The sequence below is a fragment of the Fulvivirga marina genome (assembly GCF_016775155.1).
GTDB classification, from domain to species: domain Bacteria; phylum Bacteroidota; class Bacteroidia; order Cytophagales; family Cyclobacteriaceae; genus Fulvivirga; species Fulvivirga marina.
On sequence record NZ_JAEUGD010000066.1, the window covers coordinates 1,069,707 to 1,087,573 of the forward strand.

The 17,867-nt window shown below is 38.0% G+C and carries 16 protein-coding genes; 10 read left to right on the top strand and 6 right to left on the bottom strand.

The genetic code is table 11. The features are described from left to right. The first annotated feature begins 6 nt into the window (after positions 1–6). From yidC to lepB, 7 genes are all read left to right on the top strand, one after another. Positions 7–1,824, top strand: coding sequence for a membrane protein insertase YidC (yidC, locus tag JMN32_RS24475; RefSeq protein WP_202859013.1), 1,818 nt, complete (start codon positions 7–9; stop codon positions 1,822–1,824). 208 nt (positions 1,825–2,032) lie between these two features. Further along, positions 2,033–2,713 carry a metal-dependent hydrolase gene (locus tag JMN32_RS24480; RefSeq protein ID WP_202859014.1) on the top strand — a complete coding sequence of 227 codons (681 nt, stop codon included), beginning with the start codon at positions 2,033–2,035 and terminating at the stop codon, positions 2,711–2,713. Positions 2,714–2,720: 7 nt separating this feature from the next. After that, on the top strand, positions 2,721–3,491 hold the full coding sequence (locus JMN32_RS24485) for a ParA family protein (RefSeq protein WP_202859015.1): 771 nt from the start codon (positions 2,721–2,723) through the stop codon (positions 3,489–3,491). Positions 3,492–3,510: 19 nt separating this feature from the next. Further along, positions 3,511–4,410: a ParB/RepB/Spo0J family partition protein gene (locus JMN32_RS24490; RefSeq protein ID WP_202859016.1), complete on the top strand. Its 900-nt coding sequence runs from the start codon at positions 3,511–3,513 to the stop codon at positions 4,408–4,410. After that, positions 4,411–5,019, top strand: coding sequence for a DUF5683 domain-containing protein (locus tag JMN32_RS24495; RefSeq protein ID WP_202859017.1), 609 nt, complete (start codon positions 4,411–4,413; stop codon positions 5,017–5,019). It abuts the gene before it with no gap. A gap of 1 nt (position 5,020) precedes the next feature. Further along, positions 5,021–5,737 carry a 4-hydroxy-tetrahydrodipicolinate reductase gene (gene dapB, locus JMN32_RS24500; protein ID WP_202859018.1) on the top strand — a complete coding sequence of 239 codons (717 nt, stop codon included), beginning with the start codon at positions 5,021–5,023 and terminating at the stop codon, positions 5,735–5,737. 74 nt (positions 5,738–5,811) lie between these two features. Further along, positions 5,812–6,960 carry a signal peptidase I gene (gene lepB / locus JMN32_RS24505; protein WP_202859019.1) on the top strand — a complete coding sequence of 383 codons (1,149 nt, stop codon included), beginning with the start codon at positions 5,812–5,814 and terminating at the stop codon, positions 6,958–6,960. Between the two features lie 60 nt (positions 6,961–7,020). On the opposite strand, the gene ung is transcribed toward lepB, so the two are convergent. Beyond that, positions 7,021–7,683, bottom strand: coding sequence for a uracil-DNA glycosylase (gene ung / locus JMN32_RS24510; protein ID WP_202859020.1), 663 nt, complete (start codon positions 7,681–7,683; stop codon positions 7,021–7,023). A 188-nt stretch (positions 7,684–7,871) separates the two neighbouring features. On the opposite strand from ung, the gene apaG reads away from it, so the two are divergent. From apaG to JMN32_RS24525, 3 genes are all read left to right on the top strand, one after another. After that, the gene (apaG, locus tag JMN32_RS24515) at positions 7,872–8,258 is read left to right on the top strand and encodes a Co2+/Mg2+ efflux protein ApaG (protein WP_202859021.1); all 387 of its coding nucleotides are present in this window, start codon (positions 7,872–7,874) and stop codon (positions 8,256–8,258) included. A gap of 1 nt (position 8,259) precedes the next feature. After that, positions 8,260–9,045 (top strand): O-methyltransferase, encoded by a 786-nt coding sequence (locus tag JMN32_RS24520; protein ID WP_202859022.1) that lies wholly within the window; start codon positions 8,260–8,262, stop codon positions 9,043–9,045. 853 nt (positions 9,046–9,898) lie between these two features. Continuing rightward, on the top strand, positions 9,899–10,690 hold the full coding sequence (locus tag JMN32_RS24525; RefSeq protein ID WP_202859023.1) for an XRE family transcriptional regulator: 792 nt from the start codon (positions 9,899–9,901) through the stop codon (positions 10,688–10,690). Between the two features lie 52 nt (positions 10,691–10,742). On the opposite strand, the gene JMN32_RS24530 is transcribed toward JMN32_RS24525, so the two are convergent. The 5 genes from JMN32_RS24530 to JMN32_RS24550 form a co-directional block, all read right to left on the bottom strand. Next, positions 10,743–11,201, bottom strand: coding sequence for an MgtC/SapB family protein (locus tag JMN32_RS24530; protein ID WP_202859024.1), 459 nt, complete (start codon positions 11,199–11,201; stop codon positions 10,743–10,745). A gap of 87 nt (positions 11,202–11,288) precedes the next feature. After that, complete coding sequence (locus tag JMN32_RS24535) at positions 11,289–12,656, bottom strand: NAD-dependent succinate-semialdehyde dehydrogenase (RefSeq protein WP_202859025.1); 1,368 nt, start codon at positions 12,654–12,656, stop codon at positions 11,289–11,291. A gap of 38 nt (positions 12,657–12,694) precedes the next feature. Continuing rightward, positions 12,695–14,143, bottom strand: a complete 1,449-nt coding sequence (locus tag JMN32_RS24540) for a hybrid sensor histidine kinase/response regulator (protein WP_202859026.1) — start codon at positions 14,141–14,143, stop codon at positions 12,695–12,697. Positions 14,144–14,151: 8 nt separating this feature from the next. Further along, positions 14,152–14,631, bottom strand: coding sequence for a response regulator (locus JMN32_RS24545; protein WP_238354606.1), 480 nt, complete (start codon positions 14,629–14,631; stop codon positions 14,152–14,154). Next, positions 14,624–17,746: an ATP-binding protein gene (locus JMN32_RS24550; protein WP_202859027.1), complete on the bottom strand. Its 3,123-nt coding sequence runs from the start codon at positions 17,744–17,746 to the stop codon at positions 14,624–14,626. The genes JMN32_RS24545 and JMN32_RS24550 overlap by 8 nt, the downstream gene beginning before the upstream one ends. Between the last annotated feature and the right edge of the window lie 121 nt (positions 17,747–17,867).

Consider the following 17,867-nt stretch of genomic DNA (forward strand, 5'->3'; position numbering starts at 1 on the left):
AAGACAATGGATAGAAACCAAGCAACAGGTTTAATTTTAATAGCGGTTATGATATTGCTATATTTTTATTTCTTCTCACCAGAACCTATGCCGGTAGAAGAAAAAACTCCGACAACAGAGTTTGTCGAAGAAGGTAAAAATATAGAATCATCCGACAGTTTAGTAGTAGAAACAGAAACAGCTACAGTAAATGATTCCATCCAGAATTTGCTTAACCAGCAGAAGTATGGTGTTTTTGCCAATGGTGCAACAGGAACTGCAGCGGAAAATGTTCTTGAAAACGATCTGCTCAAAGTCACCCTAACCAATCAGGGTGGTAAGATCAATAATGTTGAGCTTAAAAAATTCACAACCTATACCAATGAGCCGGTTGTATTAATCAATGAAGAAAGGAATAAATTTGCCCTCCTTCTCAATTCATTAGGTAAACAAATAGATCTTAATAAGCTTTATTATTCTGCTACCTCTCAATCTGTTGGAGATACTTCAGTACTCACTTACACGCTGAATATTGGACCGGGACAAAATGTAAAACACATTTATAAATTATCTCAGGGAAGCTACCAGCTGAACTATAAGCTTGAGCTTAATGGACTTGAGCAGTATATATCTCAGGAGAGCGTAAGCTACCAATGGTATGACCATATCAAAACCCAGGAAAAGGATGTGGAAATGAGTCGCAGAAACTCCACCATTAATTACTACACTCTTGGAGAGGATTTTGATGGATTAACAGAAGGTAGTAATAGTACAGAAGAAGAAGTAGTTGAGGAGAGTCTGAAATGGATAGCAATTAAACAACGTTTTTTTGTAGCAGGTATAATTGCTAAACAAAGTTTCGAAAAAGGCAAATTTATAACTTCTATTGATGCGGAAGATCCTTCTACTGTAAAATATGCAAAAGTTAACCTAAGCCTACCTGCTGAGGATATCAAGTCAGGAAAAGCGGCTTATACTTACTACTTCGGACCAAATGACTATCATATCCTGGGAGATGTAGCTGAAGAATTTGAAAGCAACCTACACCTTGGCTGGCCGCCAATGAAATGGATCAACAGGTTTGTAATTATTCCACTGTTTGACCTCCTTGGAGGCTTTATCAGCAATTACGGTTTAATTATCATTATCATGGTACTGATGATCAAGTTGGTGCTTTCCCCTCTTTCGTATAAGTCATACCTGTCTATGGCTAAAATGAAAGTATTGAAGCCAGAGCTTGATGAAATAAAAGAAAAACATGGCGATGATATGACAAAAGCTCAGCAGGAGCAGATGAAACTTTATCAAAAAGTGGGCGTAAGCCCCGTAAGCGGCTGTATACCTATGGTCCTCCAAATGCCAATCCTTTTTGCCATGTTCTACTTCTTCCCTCAGTCTATTGAGTTAAGAGGCAAGAGTTTTTTATGGGCAGAAGATCTATCCACATATGATTCGATTTTGCATTTACCATTCAACATTCCGTTTTATGGAGACCATGTCAGTCTGTTTGTATTGCTAATGACAATGTCAACCATTCTTTATACATGGTCTAACCAACAGGTGAGCACGGTACAGGGTCCCATGAAAACATTCTCTTATCTTATGCCGGTAATATTTATGTTTGTTCTAAATTCTTACCCGGCTGCACTTAGTTTCTACTACTTTGTTTCTAACATTGTAACCTTTGGGCAACAAGCTTTGATTAGAAAATTTGTTGATGAAGAAAAAATCAAAGTTATTCTTGAAGAGAATAGAAAAAAGAATGTGAATAAGAAAAAATCAAAATTTCAGCAAAGACTTGAAGAGGCTATGAAAGCCAGTAATCAGGGAAAAACAAAAAAATAATTTAGCTTAAAAAATAATTCTGAGGCTGTCCTCGAAGTCCAATTGACCTTTAAAACCGCTATGATTAGGGTGTTAAAGGTTATTATAAGACTCAGGAGACAGCCTCTTTCCATTTTCATCAAATAGTGTCTTCACATTAACTTACATAATTCAATTAAACTTATATCTTTGTATCCCTGATTTCTTAATCCAAACCTCACAATTAAATATGGAAGTTACTTACTTTGGACATTCATGTTTTCTAGTTACAACAGCAGGAAAGCAGCTTCTTTTCGATCCTTTTATAACACCCAATGAATTGGCCAAGGATATAAACATCGGTGAGATTAAAGCAGATTACATTATCCTTTCTCACGGACATCAGGATCACATTGCTGACGTAGAAAATATTTATAAAAACAACCAACCGCAGATCATTTCAACTTTTGAAGTTGTATCATGGTTTGCCAATAAAGGCCTGAAAAATGGACACTCAATGAATCATGGAGGTAGCTGGGATTTTGATTTTGGCACCTTGAAAATGGTTAATGCCGTTCATTCCAGCAGTATGCCAGATGGCAGCTACGGAGGAAACCCAGCTGGTTTCGTCATTAAAAGCCAGAATAAAGCATTTTATTATGCCGGTGATACTGCACTTCATTATGATATGAAACTTATTGAGGATGAGTTCAATATAGACTTTGCTTTTTTGCCAATTGGAAGTAATTTTACAATGGGTATAGAAGACGCAAATAAAGCTGCCGACTTTGTAGGAACAAAAAAAGTAATCGGTATGCACTATGATACTTTTCCCCTCATAAAAATAAACCACGGAGAAGCGGTGTCGGCTTTTCAAGATCATGGTAAGGAGTTGGTATTGATGGGTATAGGAGAAACTATTAATTTATAATCAATCGATGAGTAAAGTAATTGCCATTGCAAACCAAAAAGGTGGTGTAGGAAAAACTACATCTGCTATTAATCTTGCCGCCAGTATGGCTGCCTTAGAATATAAAACCCTGGTTATTGATGCTGACCCTCAGGCGAATTCAACATCAGGCTTGGGTTTAAACCCAAAAGAAGTAGAAGTAAGTATATATGAGTGTATGGTAGATGGCATTGATGTTACAGAAGCCATAACAGAAACTGAAATAGAGTACCTCGATATTTTACCCTCACATATCGACCTTGTTGGCGCTGAAGTAGAGATGGTAAATATCGAGCGTAGGGAAGAAAGGATGAATGACGCCCTAAAACAGGTGAAGAAAGTTTATGATTTTATTATCATTGACTGTTCTCCTTCATTGGGTTTAATCACCATTAATGCCCTCACAGCTGCTGATTCTGTTATAATACCTGTTCAATGCGAGTACTTTGCACTTGAGGGACTTGGGAAATTGCTGAATACGATCAAGATTATTCAGACAAGGTTGAACCCCGAATTGGAGATAGAGGGTATTCTTCTAACTATGTATGATGTAAGGCTAAGGTTATCAAATCAGGTTGTGGAAGAAGTAAAAACCCACTTCCAAAAGATAGTTTTTGATACAATAATACCTCGAAATATTAAGTTAAGTGAGTCACCAAGCTTTGGTGTACCCGCTATAGCACACGATGCAGAGAGTAAAGGAGCCCTGAGTTACCTGAACCTTGCAAAAGAAATAATGGAAAAAAACGGAATTTCATGATCAATAATTAGGAGGAAGCATGGCGAAAAAAGATTTGAAGAGAAGAAACGCATTGGGCAGAGGACTTGGCGCTTTATTAGAAGATTCCCCTGCAAAAGGTCAATCTGAGGAGCAAAAAGAATACCCTTCAGCGGGTTCAATGAACTCAATTCCTCTTGATGAAATTGAGGTAAACCCGTTTCAGCCAAGAACACACTTTGACCAAGAGGCCCTGCAAGAGCTATCAGAATCCATTAAGATTCAAGGAATTATCCAGCCCATTACTGTAAGGAAACTATCCAAAAACAAGTATCAGCTTATATCAGGAGAACGAAGGTTTCAGGCCTCAAAGCTAGCAGGACTGGAAATGATACCCGCCTATGTAAGAACTGCTGATGACCAGCAAATGCTGGAAATGGCGTTGATAGAAAATATTCAGAGGGAAAACTTAAACTCCATTGAAATCGCTTTGAGTTACCAAAGGTTACTCACCGAATGTGATCTAAAACAAGAAGAATTAGGCGACAGGGTTGGAAAGAACAGGACTACAGTTAATAACTACCTTCGATTACTAAAACTTCCACCAGACATTCAGGCTGCTCTTAGAGACAAAAAACTGTCTATGGGACATGCTCGGGCTCTAGTCAACATTGAAAATATAGATACTCAACTAGATATTTTCAAAAAAGTAATAGAACATGATCTTTCTGTTCGAAAGGTAGAGGAATTGGTACGCCTGGCCATGGCTCCTCGTAAAGAAGGAAAAGAAGAAAAAGCTGCCCCTGAAGGTGGCAAGGAAATTGCTAACCTACAGACAAAATTGGCTTCCCATTTTGGCACGAGGGTACAGGTAAAGTCAAATGGCAAAAAAGGAGAAATTAAAATACCTTTTATTTCTGTTGAAGATCTCAACAGGATTCTTGAGATCCTGAATGTTTAAATGAAGAGTATTTACCTCATATTTGTAGCTGTTGCATTCAGCTACTCTCTGGCTATAGGGCAGATCACACCTCCGTCGGTAAATCCAGACACGGTAAAAAATACAGAGACAGAGGAAATCATTATAGAAAATAGTGCAAGTGTTGATGTAAAGGAGATTGAAACATATGCAGACCGATTTGTGCCCCGTAAGGCATCACTTTATGCAGCTATCCTTCCTGGTGCAGGTCAGGTCTATAACAAAAAGTACTGGAAGCTGCCTATCGTATATGGAGGGTTTGTAGCACTCGGTTTTACTGTAGACTTCTATAACGATCGATATAAACTACTAAGAAAAGAACTCTTTAAAACACTTAACGAATCTGGTTACTCATCTCCCTATGGAAATGAAAGCCAGTTACGCAACAACCTTGACAGTGAACGGAGAGACCGTGATTTCTACGTGATCATGATAGGTGTATTATATCTGCTTCAAATTGCTGATGCACATATTGATGCTCACTTGAAAGAATTTGACTTGAACCCTAATTTACAAGTATCCCTTGAACCTGCGTTTAGCAACGAATCGTTTGGCTATAATGCTGGTCTTTCCTTAAAACTAAAATTCTAGTATGAATATACTACTACTCGGTTATGGCAAAATGGGCAGAGCCATAGAAGCTATTGCCACAGAACGCGGGCACAACATTGCTGGAAAAATCAATGAGAATAATCTAGATGATATTAAAAAATTCAGTAGTACAAATGCAGATGTTGCCATTGAATTTAGTCAGCCCGATGCCGCCTTTGATAATATCAAATATTGCCTTGAAAACGGAATACCTGTTTTAAGTGGTACCACCGGATGGTTGGATAAACTCCAGGATATTGAAAGCCTTTGTCAACAAGCTAATGGTACATTCTTTTATGCTTCCAATTACAGCATAGGTGTAAACCTATTTTTTAAGCTCAATGAACAGCTTGCCGAGCTAATGAAAAATTTTGGTGAGTATAATGTGGACATTGAAGAAATACACCATACTGAGAAAAAAGATTCTCCAAGTGGTACTGCCATCACTCTGGCCGAAGGCATTCTTAAACATGCCTCTTCTAAAAAACAGTGGATTAACAAGCCTTATGGTAGTAAAGAGGACCTTGTTATCAACTCAATAAGAGAAGATAAAGTCCCTGGTACGCATACTATCAAATATGGTTCGGCCGTAGACGACATAGAAATAAAACATACTGCTCACTCCAGAGAAGGTTTTGCTAAAGGTGCTGTAATGGTAGCAGAGTGGCTAAAAGACAAAAAAGGAGTTCTAAGTATGAACGACTTTCTTAAACTTTAAATAAAAAATACTTTTCGTTGTAAGCTTTGACTTCGAAGTAATACTAATCAACTAGTGTTTCAAACATAAAAAAAATGAACTGGAAATTCTGGAAAAAGAAAAAAGACGAAAAACCTAAGTCGAAAACCAGAGAATGGGTAGATGCCATTGTTTTCGCAGTCATTGCGGCCACCATCATCAGGTGGTTATTAATGGAAGCATTTACTATTCCTACCCCTTCAATGGAAAAATCACTTTTAGTTGGTGATTTCCTATTTGTAAGTAAATTCCATTATGGTACCCGGACACCGGCCACACCTTTACAGGTACCATTGACTCACCAGAAAATATGGGGTACAAATATTCCATCATATGTGGATTGGGTTCAGTTACCACAATACAGGCTTCCAGGCATTTCTGAAGTTAAAAGAAATGACGTAGTGGTATTTAATGTGCCAGGTATAGAAGAAAACAACTTTGAAGAGCCCAACAGGAATAAGTGGATTGATTACCCGGTTGACTTAAAGACCAATTACATTAAAAGGTGTGTAGGTATGCCAGGTGATATCCTGAAAATAGTTGATCGGCAGATTGAAATCAACGGGAAACCTCTGGATAACCCTGAAAAAATGCAATTTTCATATGTTGTTCTGTCTGAAACAAAATTAAGTGAAAGAGTGCTTGAAAATCTAAGCATATCAAAACCGGAGGCTATTGATATTAGAGAAAGTGGGGTTTATCAACTCTTTTATTTAACGGATGAAGAAGTTGCTCGCCTTAAAGAACAATCATTTATTAAGGAGATCAAACCATACAAAACCTATGAAGAAGGAGAATGGGAACCTAGAATTTTCCCTAACGACAAAGAACTCTTCCCTTGGAATGCCGACTGGTATGGACCTCTGGAAATACCCAAAGAAGGACAAACGATAACTATCGATAAAAAGTCTTTGCTCACTTATGGTAAAATCATTACCCTTTACGACCATAATGATGACGCAAAAATTGTAGACAATAAGCTTCTGATAAATGGTAAAGAAGTGAATGAATACACTTTCAATCAGAACTATTACTTCATGATGGGTGACAATCGCCACAACTCTTTGGATTCAAGGTACTGGGGCTTTGTCCCAGAAGATCACATTGTCGGTAAGGGATTCTTTATCTGGCTATCTCTTGACCCTCAAGAAGGTCTGTTTGGTGGAAAAATACGCTGGAGAAGATTTTTCAACCTTATAGAGTAAGAACATTATTAAATATGATTTGGGACAGTGTTGTTCCAAATCATATTTAACTCCCCCCTATCACCAATTTATTTCCGATTTACCAATCTTCTTCAAGTACTCGTTGGTCTTACTAAAGTGCTTATTGCCAAAGAATCCCCGATCCGCAGCAAAGGGGGACGGGTGTGCGGACTTGAGTACATAATGTTTCTTTTCATCGATAACAGCTCCTTTCTTTTGTGCATATGCACCCCACAAAAGAAAAACCAGACCTTCCTTTTCGTTAGAAAGTTTTTGAATAACTGCATCAGTAAATGCCTCCCACCCTTTATTCTGGTGAGAACCAGCCGTATTCGCCCTAACAGTCAATGTAGCATTAAGAAGTAAAACCCCCTGATCAGCCCACTTTTCTAAGTTTCCTGATTCAGGTATTTCTTTGCCAAGGTCACTCTTAATTTCTTTAAAAATATTGAGTAATGACGGAGGCTTTCTAACACCATCTCTCACCGAAAAACAAAGGCCATTGGCCTGCCCAGGCCCATGATATGGGTCTTGCCCTATTATAACCACCTTTACATCGTCAAAATCACAATGCTCAAATGCATTAAATATTTCCTTCCCAGGAGGATAAACCGTATGGCTTTTATATTCACTTTTTACAAAATCTACCAAATTGTGGAAATAAGGCTTAGTAAACTCATTTTCAAGGTATTGTTTCCAGGAAGAAGCTATTTTTACATCCATATTTTTTCAGTAACTTTTATTTGAGATTTAAATTTAAAACTTCTTATATTTCATATCCGTTTTTATAAAGGGAAATGAGGATAAACTTTTAAATAAGTTATAGATATGCACAGTACGGAAGAAAATTCACTTAAAATTTCATACAGCAATAGGCAATCTATTTTTCTCACTACAATAATTAAATGACTATGGTAACTGAAATAACTAAAGGCATCAAGGTAACTGTGGAAACAGAATATCAGCCGGCCTATTCAAGCCCGAGTCAGTATCATTATGTATTTACCTATAAGGTTACCATTGAAAATCAAAGTGAAAACACCATACAATTACTAAGACGACATTGGCACATACATGATGCAGGCTTTATTTCAAGAGAAGTGGAAGGTGAAGGTGTTGTAGGTCAACAGCCAATATTAGAACCGAGCCAATACCATCAATATGTCTCCGGATGCAACCTAAAATCAGGACTCGGCAAAATGCATGGCACCTATCTTATGGAAAGAATCGTTGATGGTCATAGGTTTGAAGTGACTATCCCTGAATTTAACATGGTAGCCCCATTCAAATTAAACTAAATTGTCAAAACTACACCAGCTTGCCAGCTACTTTAGGTATTGGTTAAATGCAGTAGATAAACACTCTTTGCAAGCTCCTTTCATTTATGAGTTGTATACCTCAGTTATCAAACCTAATATTCATAATGATCATTTCAAGGAGATTGAAAGCATACGAGATCAGTATAAAACAAGTGATCAGCGTATTCCTATAATTGACTTTGGTGCAGGCTCCAAAGTCTCCAATAATCATATAAGACAGGTCAAAGATATTGCATCTACAGGCCTTACAAAAAAAAAATACTCTGAAGTATTATACCGGTTATGCAACTTTTCAGAGGCTAAAAATATCCTGGAACTTGGCACTTCATTGGGCGTAAATACTTTGTATTTAGCCATGAGTTCGACTGAAAGCAGGGTTACAACTTTTGAAGGCTCTCCTGCCCTATGCGATGTAGCCAGGGATACATTCAGACAGTTTGGAGCAAACAATATAAATATTATAGAGGGTAATATAGATGACAACCTACAACCGTTTGTAGATAGCTCCTCGCCCATAGATATCGCCTTCATAGATGCCAATCACCGCTACAAGCCAACATTATCCTACTTCAACACCATTCGTCAAAAAGCCCATGACCAGTCATGTTTCATCTTTGATGATATTCACTGGTCTAAAGAAATGGAAAAAGCTTGGCGTGAGATCCGTACACACTACAGTGTAAGTCTAAGCATAGACCTTTATCAAATGGGATTGGTTTTTTTTACTCCTGATTTAAGAAAACAACATTACATGCTGCAGTTTTAAGTTCTTCTCTGGCAGATCAGCCATGGACGAGGATATAGTATTTTTTAAGTTTGATAATGGTTTGCTCAACCAGATTACTAATAATAATTTTCAGTCTTTCACCCCAATATGATGACATTCAATGGTTAATGAAAAACTCCACCGATCTCAGCAAACACACACTCAAAGACTTATCATTAGATCATTTCATTAGCAAAATAAGGCATGTATAAAACACACTGACTGATTCTATCATTAATTAATAAAGCCTTTAAGAAATATCCTACTTCTGTATATCTGTTTGAAGAGAAAGGTATAAGTATATAAAAAGTGGAATAGTAGAGACATGGATAGTGCAATTGTGCCGCTATTATATTTCACAAACTAATCAACCAGTGATATTGTCAAATGTTTTGTGAAATAAGTATTCTTATAAGGGGTTCCCATATCACTCTTCAGAATTATGAGTAGAAAAAATAACTACTTTTAAGTTTTTACTCAGCATTATCTCCATAGGGTCTGAAGACTATCTGTTTTTTAGGCGTATTTAATCCAAAAGTACTATTGATAACAGGTCAGCATTATCTCTTAGCCTGGTAATCAGCTCCTCCCAGTCAGATACGAATCGAAGGATATGTTATCCTAACTTAAAGTGCCCCTCTCAAAAGTCTATCACAAGAATAATCCTCCGCAATAATTATTGAAGTTATTTTTAGCATATGTTTTTATTCAATTAGTATTTGTCTAACTTTTGAAAGCTTAGCGATGATTTACCCACTTTTTAGGCTAAGATACAAGTCCACGTGAATGTATCCAGTACGCTACAATATCACAAGACTAATATCAGGATGTTTTATAAGTTTAATTATAAATAATGAAGAAAGGAACAAAATTTGAACCCAAAAGGATAACTATGTTAAGAGAATTACTACAGTTGTCTCAGGTAAAATTTGCAGAAAAAATAAGAATTTCTCAAGGAGCCCTTTCTCAGATAGAAAGTGGTAAATCTCAAATATCATTGGATACTTTGCGTAATTTAAGTAATGAACTTAATGTAAACTGTAACTGGGTAGTTAATGGTGTTGGTGAAATCTTTTATGACGACACAAAACAACCCGACACGACTGATAAACAAAAAGTTTTCATTGATGTAAAAAAGGCCAATGACCTTTCACTCATCCCTTTGGTGCAAGAGGAAGCCCACGCTGGATATATTGATGGGTTTGAAAGCCCCGAATACATCAAAACGCTAAAAGTTTACCAAATACCAGGGTTTGAAAATGGAAGTTACCGACTATTCGAAATTGATGGGGAGAGTATGATACCCACAATTTACCCGCGAGAGATAGTTATTTGTGAATTTATTGAGGATAAGGAATTGGTAGAAAATGGCACTTTATGTGTAGTAATTACAAAGGATGGGATAGTCGCGAAAAGAATTCACTACTATGAAAACGACAAAAAACTTCTAATCCTTAAAAGTGACAATAGCCATTTTAAAACATATAGTCTAGAGAGTAATAAAATACTAGAGCTATGGAAAATCAAAGGAAAAATTACGTCAGTTTTTATTGAATCGGGATTGGTTGATGCCAAAAGAATGGAAAAGCTTGAAAATGATCTTGAAATGCTAAAAAAAGAAGTAAGAATGCTTTCTGACAGGTAAGCACAAATACAGTGTTTGGCTAAAATGCCTCCAATGAGACCGAATAAAAAAACTACTTATTCGAAAAATACTGAGCAACTTGCCTCACTACGTAATTAATTATAATAACCAAAAAGGTAACCCCTACAGCAAGTACATACTGCTTTAACGCTGTACCAGCACCAATCCCACAACTGAATAATAGAGTAGCCGCAGTTGTAAGTCCTATAACACGCTCTTTATGCTCTGCTTTGATAATAGTGCCTGCACCAATGAAACTCACTCCTACTACTATAGCTTGCAATACCCTAATAGGATCGGCTCTGATAATTTCGGATGGAATATGCTCATTAATAAATTTGATTAATGGCACTACAATAGATACGATCAAGCAAGTGGCCCCTCCAACAATCATGTTAGTTCGCATGCCAGCCGGTTTATGAGCACTCTCCCTTTCAAATCCGACAACAGCGGTTAATACAGTAGCGATTAAAACATCTAATAAAATATACAGATCGTCCCTGAACTCCATAAATTATACATTATAAGTATGAATGGGCCATACATTAACCCTCAATAGCACTCAGTCTTAATAAGAACAAGTTAAGCACCTTATTTATCATTTAATATAGACTGTTTTAATATTGACAAATTCTCTGATACCAAAAATGCCAAGTTCACGACCATAGCCACTCTCCTTAATGCCTCCAAAGGGCAAACGTGGATCAGACTTAACGAAGGAATTAACAAAACAACTACCCGCTTCCAGCTCTTTTGCTGCAATTTGCTCTCCTTTATGCTTATCACGGGTGAAAATTGCAGCTCCTAATCCAAAACTTGTGTCATTAGCTATCCTTATAGCATCTTGCTCGTCTTGTGCTTCAATGATGGCTGCAACCGGGCCAAACAATTCTTCATCGTATGCAGGAGTACCTGACCTTACATCCGTTAATACTGTAGCAGAGTAATAAGCTCCCTGCATATCAGGTACCTCTCCGCCCAAAAGGCACTTTGCACCTAAGTTAATACTTTGCTGAACCTGTTTGTGTAACTCATCTCTAAGGTCCTCTCTTGCCATCGGCCCCAAATCTGTCATATCGTTTGCTGGATCTCCTAACACTTTAGATCTCATCTGCTCAACCATCATTCTTTCGAACTGTGCCTTCAGCTCTTTTACTACAATAAATCGCTTGGCAGCAATACAGCTTTGGCCTGCATTTATTAATCTGCTGGTAACACAAGTTTCTACAGTTGCCTCCAGATCAGCATCTTTTAAAATCACATAAGGATCACTGCCTCCAAGCTCCAGTACAGTCTTCTTTAGCATTTCTCCTGCCCTGGAGGCTACTGCCTTGCCTGCCGGAGTACTTCCCGTTAGCGTAACTGCCCTTATTTTTTCATGTCCGATAATATCATTGACCTTATCTGATCCTATCAACAGGGTAGTAAACAGGTTTTCAGGGAAACCAGCCCTTCTAAATATTTCTTCGATTGCATTGGCACACCCTGGTACATTAGAGGCATGCTTGAGCACTCCGGCATTACCAGCCATCAATGTTGGAGCAGCGAAACGTAGTACCTGCCAGAACGGAAAATTCCAAGGCATTACTGCAAGTACAACTCCAATAGGCTGATATGAAACATAACTTTTAGAAGCATCCGTTTCAACGACCTTAGCTTCAAGAAACTTCTCAGCGTTATTGGCATAATATTCACATACCCAAGCGCACTTTTCTGCTTCTGCTATGCCCGACTTAGTCACCTTACCCATTTCCTCAGTCATAAGCTTTGCCCACTTGTTCTTTTCATCCTTTAATATTCGAGCCGCATTGTGCATGCATTCCGCACGTTCTTTAAAGGTGGTGCTTCTCCATCGCTTCCATGCCTCATTCGTTTTATCTACGGCTTTTAACGCTTCATCGGTTGACATTTCGTTGTAGTTTCTGATCTTCTTGCCTGTTGCCGGATTAATTACTTCACTACTCATTTTTCTTTTATTATTTCTTTAACAAATAGTCTTAAAATCTAAGAAAAGTGCTTTAGAAAACTAATTTTGAAAGCGGTGCCTTCGCCCACCTTACTTTCAACATTAATTCGTGCATGGTGACTGTTAATTATATTTTGAGTTGATGTAAGCCCTAGTCCCATTCCTCCCTTTTTGCCTGTAAAAAATGGATCAAACAGCTTCTTTATTTCCTCTTTCGGAATGCCCTTGCCATTATCTGCGATGCAAACCAGTACAGATTCACTATTAGAGGTTGTCTCCACTCGCAACACCCCCTCCTGCTCTTTCATGGCTTCTATTGCATTAATTATAACATTAAGAAAAGCTGTTTTTAACTGCTCTTTATCTAAAGATACCAAAGGAATATTCTCCTCAAAGTTCTTCATAAGCTTTATACCTCTGAGTTTTCTCCTGTCTTCAGTCATTTCCAGAGCCTCATCCAGCACTTCATTAATGCTTCTTACCTCAGGGTTAAGCTGCTTTGGTTTAGATGATTTAAGCATTTCCGTGATCAACTGCTCAATACGATCAGCATTTCTTCTAATAATATCAAAATACAAGGCTGTATCATCTCCGTCTACCACCTCTTCCCGCAGTTGCTCCAAAGCCAGATTAAGGTTAGTAAGAGGGTTACGAACCTCATGAGCCATACTTCTGGCTATCTGGCCGGTCATAGTTAGTTTCTCCGCCATCAACAGCTCCTCCTCAGCTCGTTTTCTCATAGTCAGATCATGGATTATACCCTGATACCCATAAGTATTCCCCAGGTTATCATTAAGGGCAATACCATTAATCAGACAAATAATATCAGTCCCATCCTTTTTTACCATGTGCACCTCCAAATCTTTGAGATGCCCCTCTTTTGTAAGCCTGTCATGATAATACCTGTACTGCTCGTCACTCTGAAATATATCTTTCATATTCATTTCGAGGAATTCACTTTTGGAGTATCCTAGCAGCCTCATCATGCTATCGTTAACATCAAGAAACAAGCATTTTTTATTGATCATATAGATAGCATCAACAGACCTCTCAAAGAGTGATCTGTACTTTTCTTCTTTTGTATTTAATTCCTTTATAGAATTGCTATGATTAATTGCATACCTAATACTTCGCCCCAGCATCCCGGCATCAATTTCGGTCTTTATCAGGTAATCTGAGGCTCCTAACCTCATCGCCTGATAGTCAATTTCTTTGTCTCCCTTACCTGTTAGCAGTATCAAAGGGGTGTCGCAGCCTCTAAACCGAACACTTCTGATAAAATCAAGGCCATTCTTTTCTCCCAGTCGGTAATCGACAAGACATATGTTATATTGTTGTGTGCAAACAGTATCAAGAGCCCTATTAAAATCAGGCTCCCAGTCCAGGCTAAAGGTGGCACTACCATTTAACTCAGAAAGATAGTCTTTGACAATAACGAAATCATCTTCATCATCATCAATCAAAAACACCTTGATACTTTTTTGCATTACCATAACTAGTTGTTTTTATCTCCTTTAGGCAACTCTACTATTCCAAACCAGTAATCGCCAATGCGTCGGGTTACATCCACAAGCTCCTCAAAGGTTACCGGCTTCGAAATAAAAGAGTTGACCCCCAGATCATAACTCTTGACAATATCTTGTTGGGCTTTAGAGGTGGTAAGTACAACAACCGGTATTCGCTTTAGTTCTGCATCACTTTTAATACGCCTAAGAGCCTCCCTTCCATCCATTTTAGGCATATTCAGATCAAGAAGTATTAATCCAGGTTTTGGTGCATTATCAACATTATATTTGCCTCTTTTATATAAATAGTCTAGAAGCTCTTCCCCATCTTCAACGAAATGTAAATCATTGGCCAACCGGTTTTCAGAAAGAGCCTCCTGCGCCAGCATCCTATCATCAGGGTCATCATCAGCCATAAGAATCGTGATTGTTTTTGCCATATTTTGATTACCTATGATTTGATTATTCATGATTATTGTTATTTATTGGTAATATAATTGTAAAGGTGGCTCCGTCCCCTTTCTTACTACTAGCTTTTATTATGCCTCCATGGTTTTGCACCACTTTCTGGCTTATGGCAAGACCAATACCCGTACCTTTAAATTGATTCCTACCATGTAACCGTTCAAATATATTGAATATACGTTCTGCATATTTAGAGTCAAACCCAATCCCATTATCTTTTATTTTTATTTCAACAAAATACTCCATCGGGTTTGAATTAACATCAAACTGCTCTTTAATTTCAGCTCCTTTTATGCACTTGCCCTTTATTATGATGAGCGGACTCCTGTCATCGGGCGTGAATTTTATAGCGTTGCTAATCAGATTTTGAAACAACTGCCTCAACTGCATATTATCCCCATCAATTACCGGTAGTTGATCAACCATAATTTCGGCATGGTGCTCACGGATTCTAACCTCCAAGTCCCCCAATACTTCGTCTACGACCTCATTGAGTTCAACTTTGGCAAATGACTTGATATTTCGAGCCACCCGTGAATATTTCAGCAAGTCATCAATCAAAGACTGCATCCTTTCAGCTGCTCCCTGCATTCTGGAAACATAGTCCAGACCTCGCTCATCAAGAGTTTCAGCGTATTTTGTCACCAACCGATCACCAAAAGCTCTTATCTTTCTTAAGGGCTCCTGAAGATCATGCGAAGCTACATAGGCAAACTGTTCAAGATTTTCATTAGACTTCTTTAACTCTTGATTCTTGAGCAACAATTCATGCTCAAACTTCTTTTGTCGAGTTATATCCTGAACGGTACCATAAAAACTTTCCACCTTACCTCCTGAATCAATTTTTGGCGTAGCTAAAGCACTATGGGTTCTTACTTCATTATTATTGAGCTGTACCCTGAATTCAACTTGATATCCTGTTCCATGCTTCACAGCTTCACTCAACTCTTTTTCAAAATGCTCCCTGTCCTCATCGTAGAGATATTTAAAAAAGGTATCATAGGTCGGCGTTAAATCCTCAGGGCTTGTGTTATACAGTTCATACATGCCTTTAGACCATTTCATTTTATTCTGGTGAAGGCTCCACTCCCAACTTCCCATCTTGGCCATAGATTCGGCCGCAGCAAGAATGATGTTATTCTTTTCGATTTCATCTTGTGTTCTTTTTCGTATCAATAAGGCCCCCAGCGAGGAAGAAATCTGAGTGATAGCATTTATAATATCCTCAATCTCCTTCATTGGCTTTTTCGAAAAAAAAACTGAAACCAATACTAACTCACTATTAAATATTATTGGAATACCAAAAGCAGAAACGAAACTTAGCTCTGTAGCCTGTCGTTTTCTAATCAGATGCTTATCAGAAACCTGACTGATATCAGCGATATATTCCAATTTGTGGGTTTTCATGACATTAGCAGGAAAGCCTTGCTCTCCAGTTATCACCATTGAACTAGAGTATTCATGGAACTTCTCAAGCTCTGGGTCCCGGGCATAAAAAATGTCTGACATATACAATTTATTTTCTTCCGGTAGCCACACTTCATTGTAGTCGAGGTCGAAGCGTTCTGCAATCTGCTGAAAAACCCGGTTTACAGCCTCTTCAAAAGAGTTAGAATTAGCAATGATCAGACTCAACTTCAGGGTAAAAGATCGCTCAGCTTCAGCCTTTTTTAACTCCGACAAATCTCTCCCTTCCAGTATGATCATTTCTACTTCCCCCATATCATTTTTTATCGGCTTTAATGAAAAGTCTATAGTGAGTAATTCACGCATCCCCCCTGATATTTCCATCTCATACCTTACAAAATCGCCATCAGATGCTCTTTTTACAGCATTTTTCAATAATTGCGTTGAACCTTGAGACTGCTTCCATAGAGGGGCGTTCCAAAGGTATTCATCAATAATAGACTCCTTAGGAGTATCTCCCAGAGCCAATGATGTGTGGTTGGCATCGAGCCAGCGACCAGCATGGTCCAACAAGCCTATAAACTGGAAAGTCTGGTTAAAAATAGCTTCAAATTTTCGCTGGTTTTCTTTAATAAGCTCCGCATCTCTTTTCCTTTCCGTAATATCCGTACTGGTTGTAACACATCCATCTTCCAGTTTAACGGCTGACATATCAAACCAGGTATTATAACCAGCCTTATCATAAAACACCTCCTTTTTTTGAGTCCTTCCGGTATTGACAACCTCTTTATACATCTCAAAAAGTCCGGTATCTTTTACGCCAGGATAAGATTCTAATAAGCTATGGTTATTTCCATTTTGTTTTTTTGCTTCCCCCTTTCTGTTTGAGAGCACAATCTCAAAGTCAAAAATCTCATTTCGTTCATCCCTTAGGGCTTTAAGGAAGGTTATCTCACTGCCGGAGTTATCAAGCACCTTTTGCAGCGATTCCTGAACTAACTCCTTTGTATTGACTTCCTCACTGAGCTGCATCAAATTTCTTTCGAGTTCAATTTCAGTGACCATCCTTTTTTTTAGCGACTTATAGACTTGAGAAAACAGATAAGCCACGGCAATAATTGCAAACACAAGACTCAAAAAAATGAGCAATGGAACAATACCACTGGAATAGTCTTGTTGAGAGGTTCTCTCTCTTAACAGTTTCCACTCATGGTCTTCCATCCTATTGACCAGACTACGCAAAGCAGCCATATTATCACGCCCAGCGTAGAGCAAGCTATCACCAAATTCACTGAAGTCCTCTTGCTTGTCTCTTTTAATAATCTCCTCTATGATAGCATACTGCTTCTCCACCAGCCTACTTAACGAATCAACTTTCGGCCTCTGAACGTCTTCAATAATCAAACTATCTATCATTGCTACTTTAGATAGCGCCATCCACTTACTATTGTAGTACGGTGTCAGGTAAGTAGAATCTTGTGTAAGAAGGTAGCCACGCTGAGCATTCTCACCGTCTTTCACATATGAAATCACCTTCTCTAGTTCCCTTAAACTTATATTAGTATTATTAACCCATCTTGCATTTTCCATAAATACATTCAGGCTTCTGTATGCTACAGAAGACAAAATCAGAAGGATACCGATAATTACCCCAAAAATTATTCTTAAAGACTTTATTGATGCCATTTGTAGTGTCGCGTAAACTTTACCCATGTGTAGAAAAAACTCCACAAAAATAACTATATGTTAAAGTTGTAAAGTTCAGGTTGGCTGTTAAGCATAAACTTAAGTGGAATAAATATGAAGGCGTTATAAAGAAGTTTAATACTGTCAT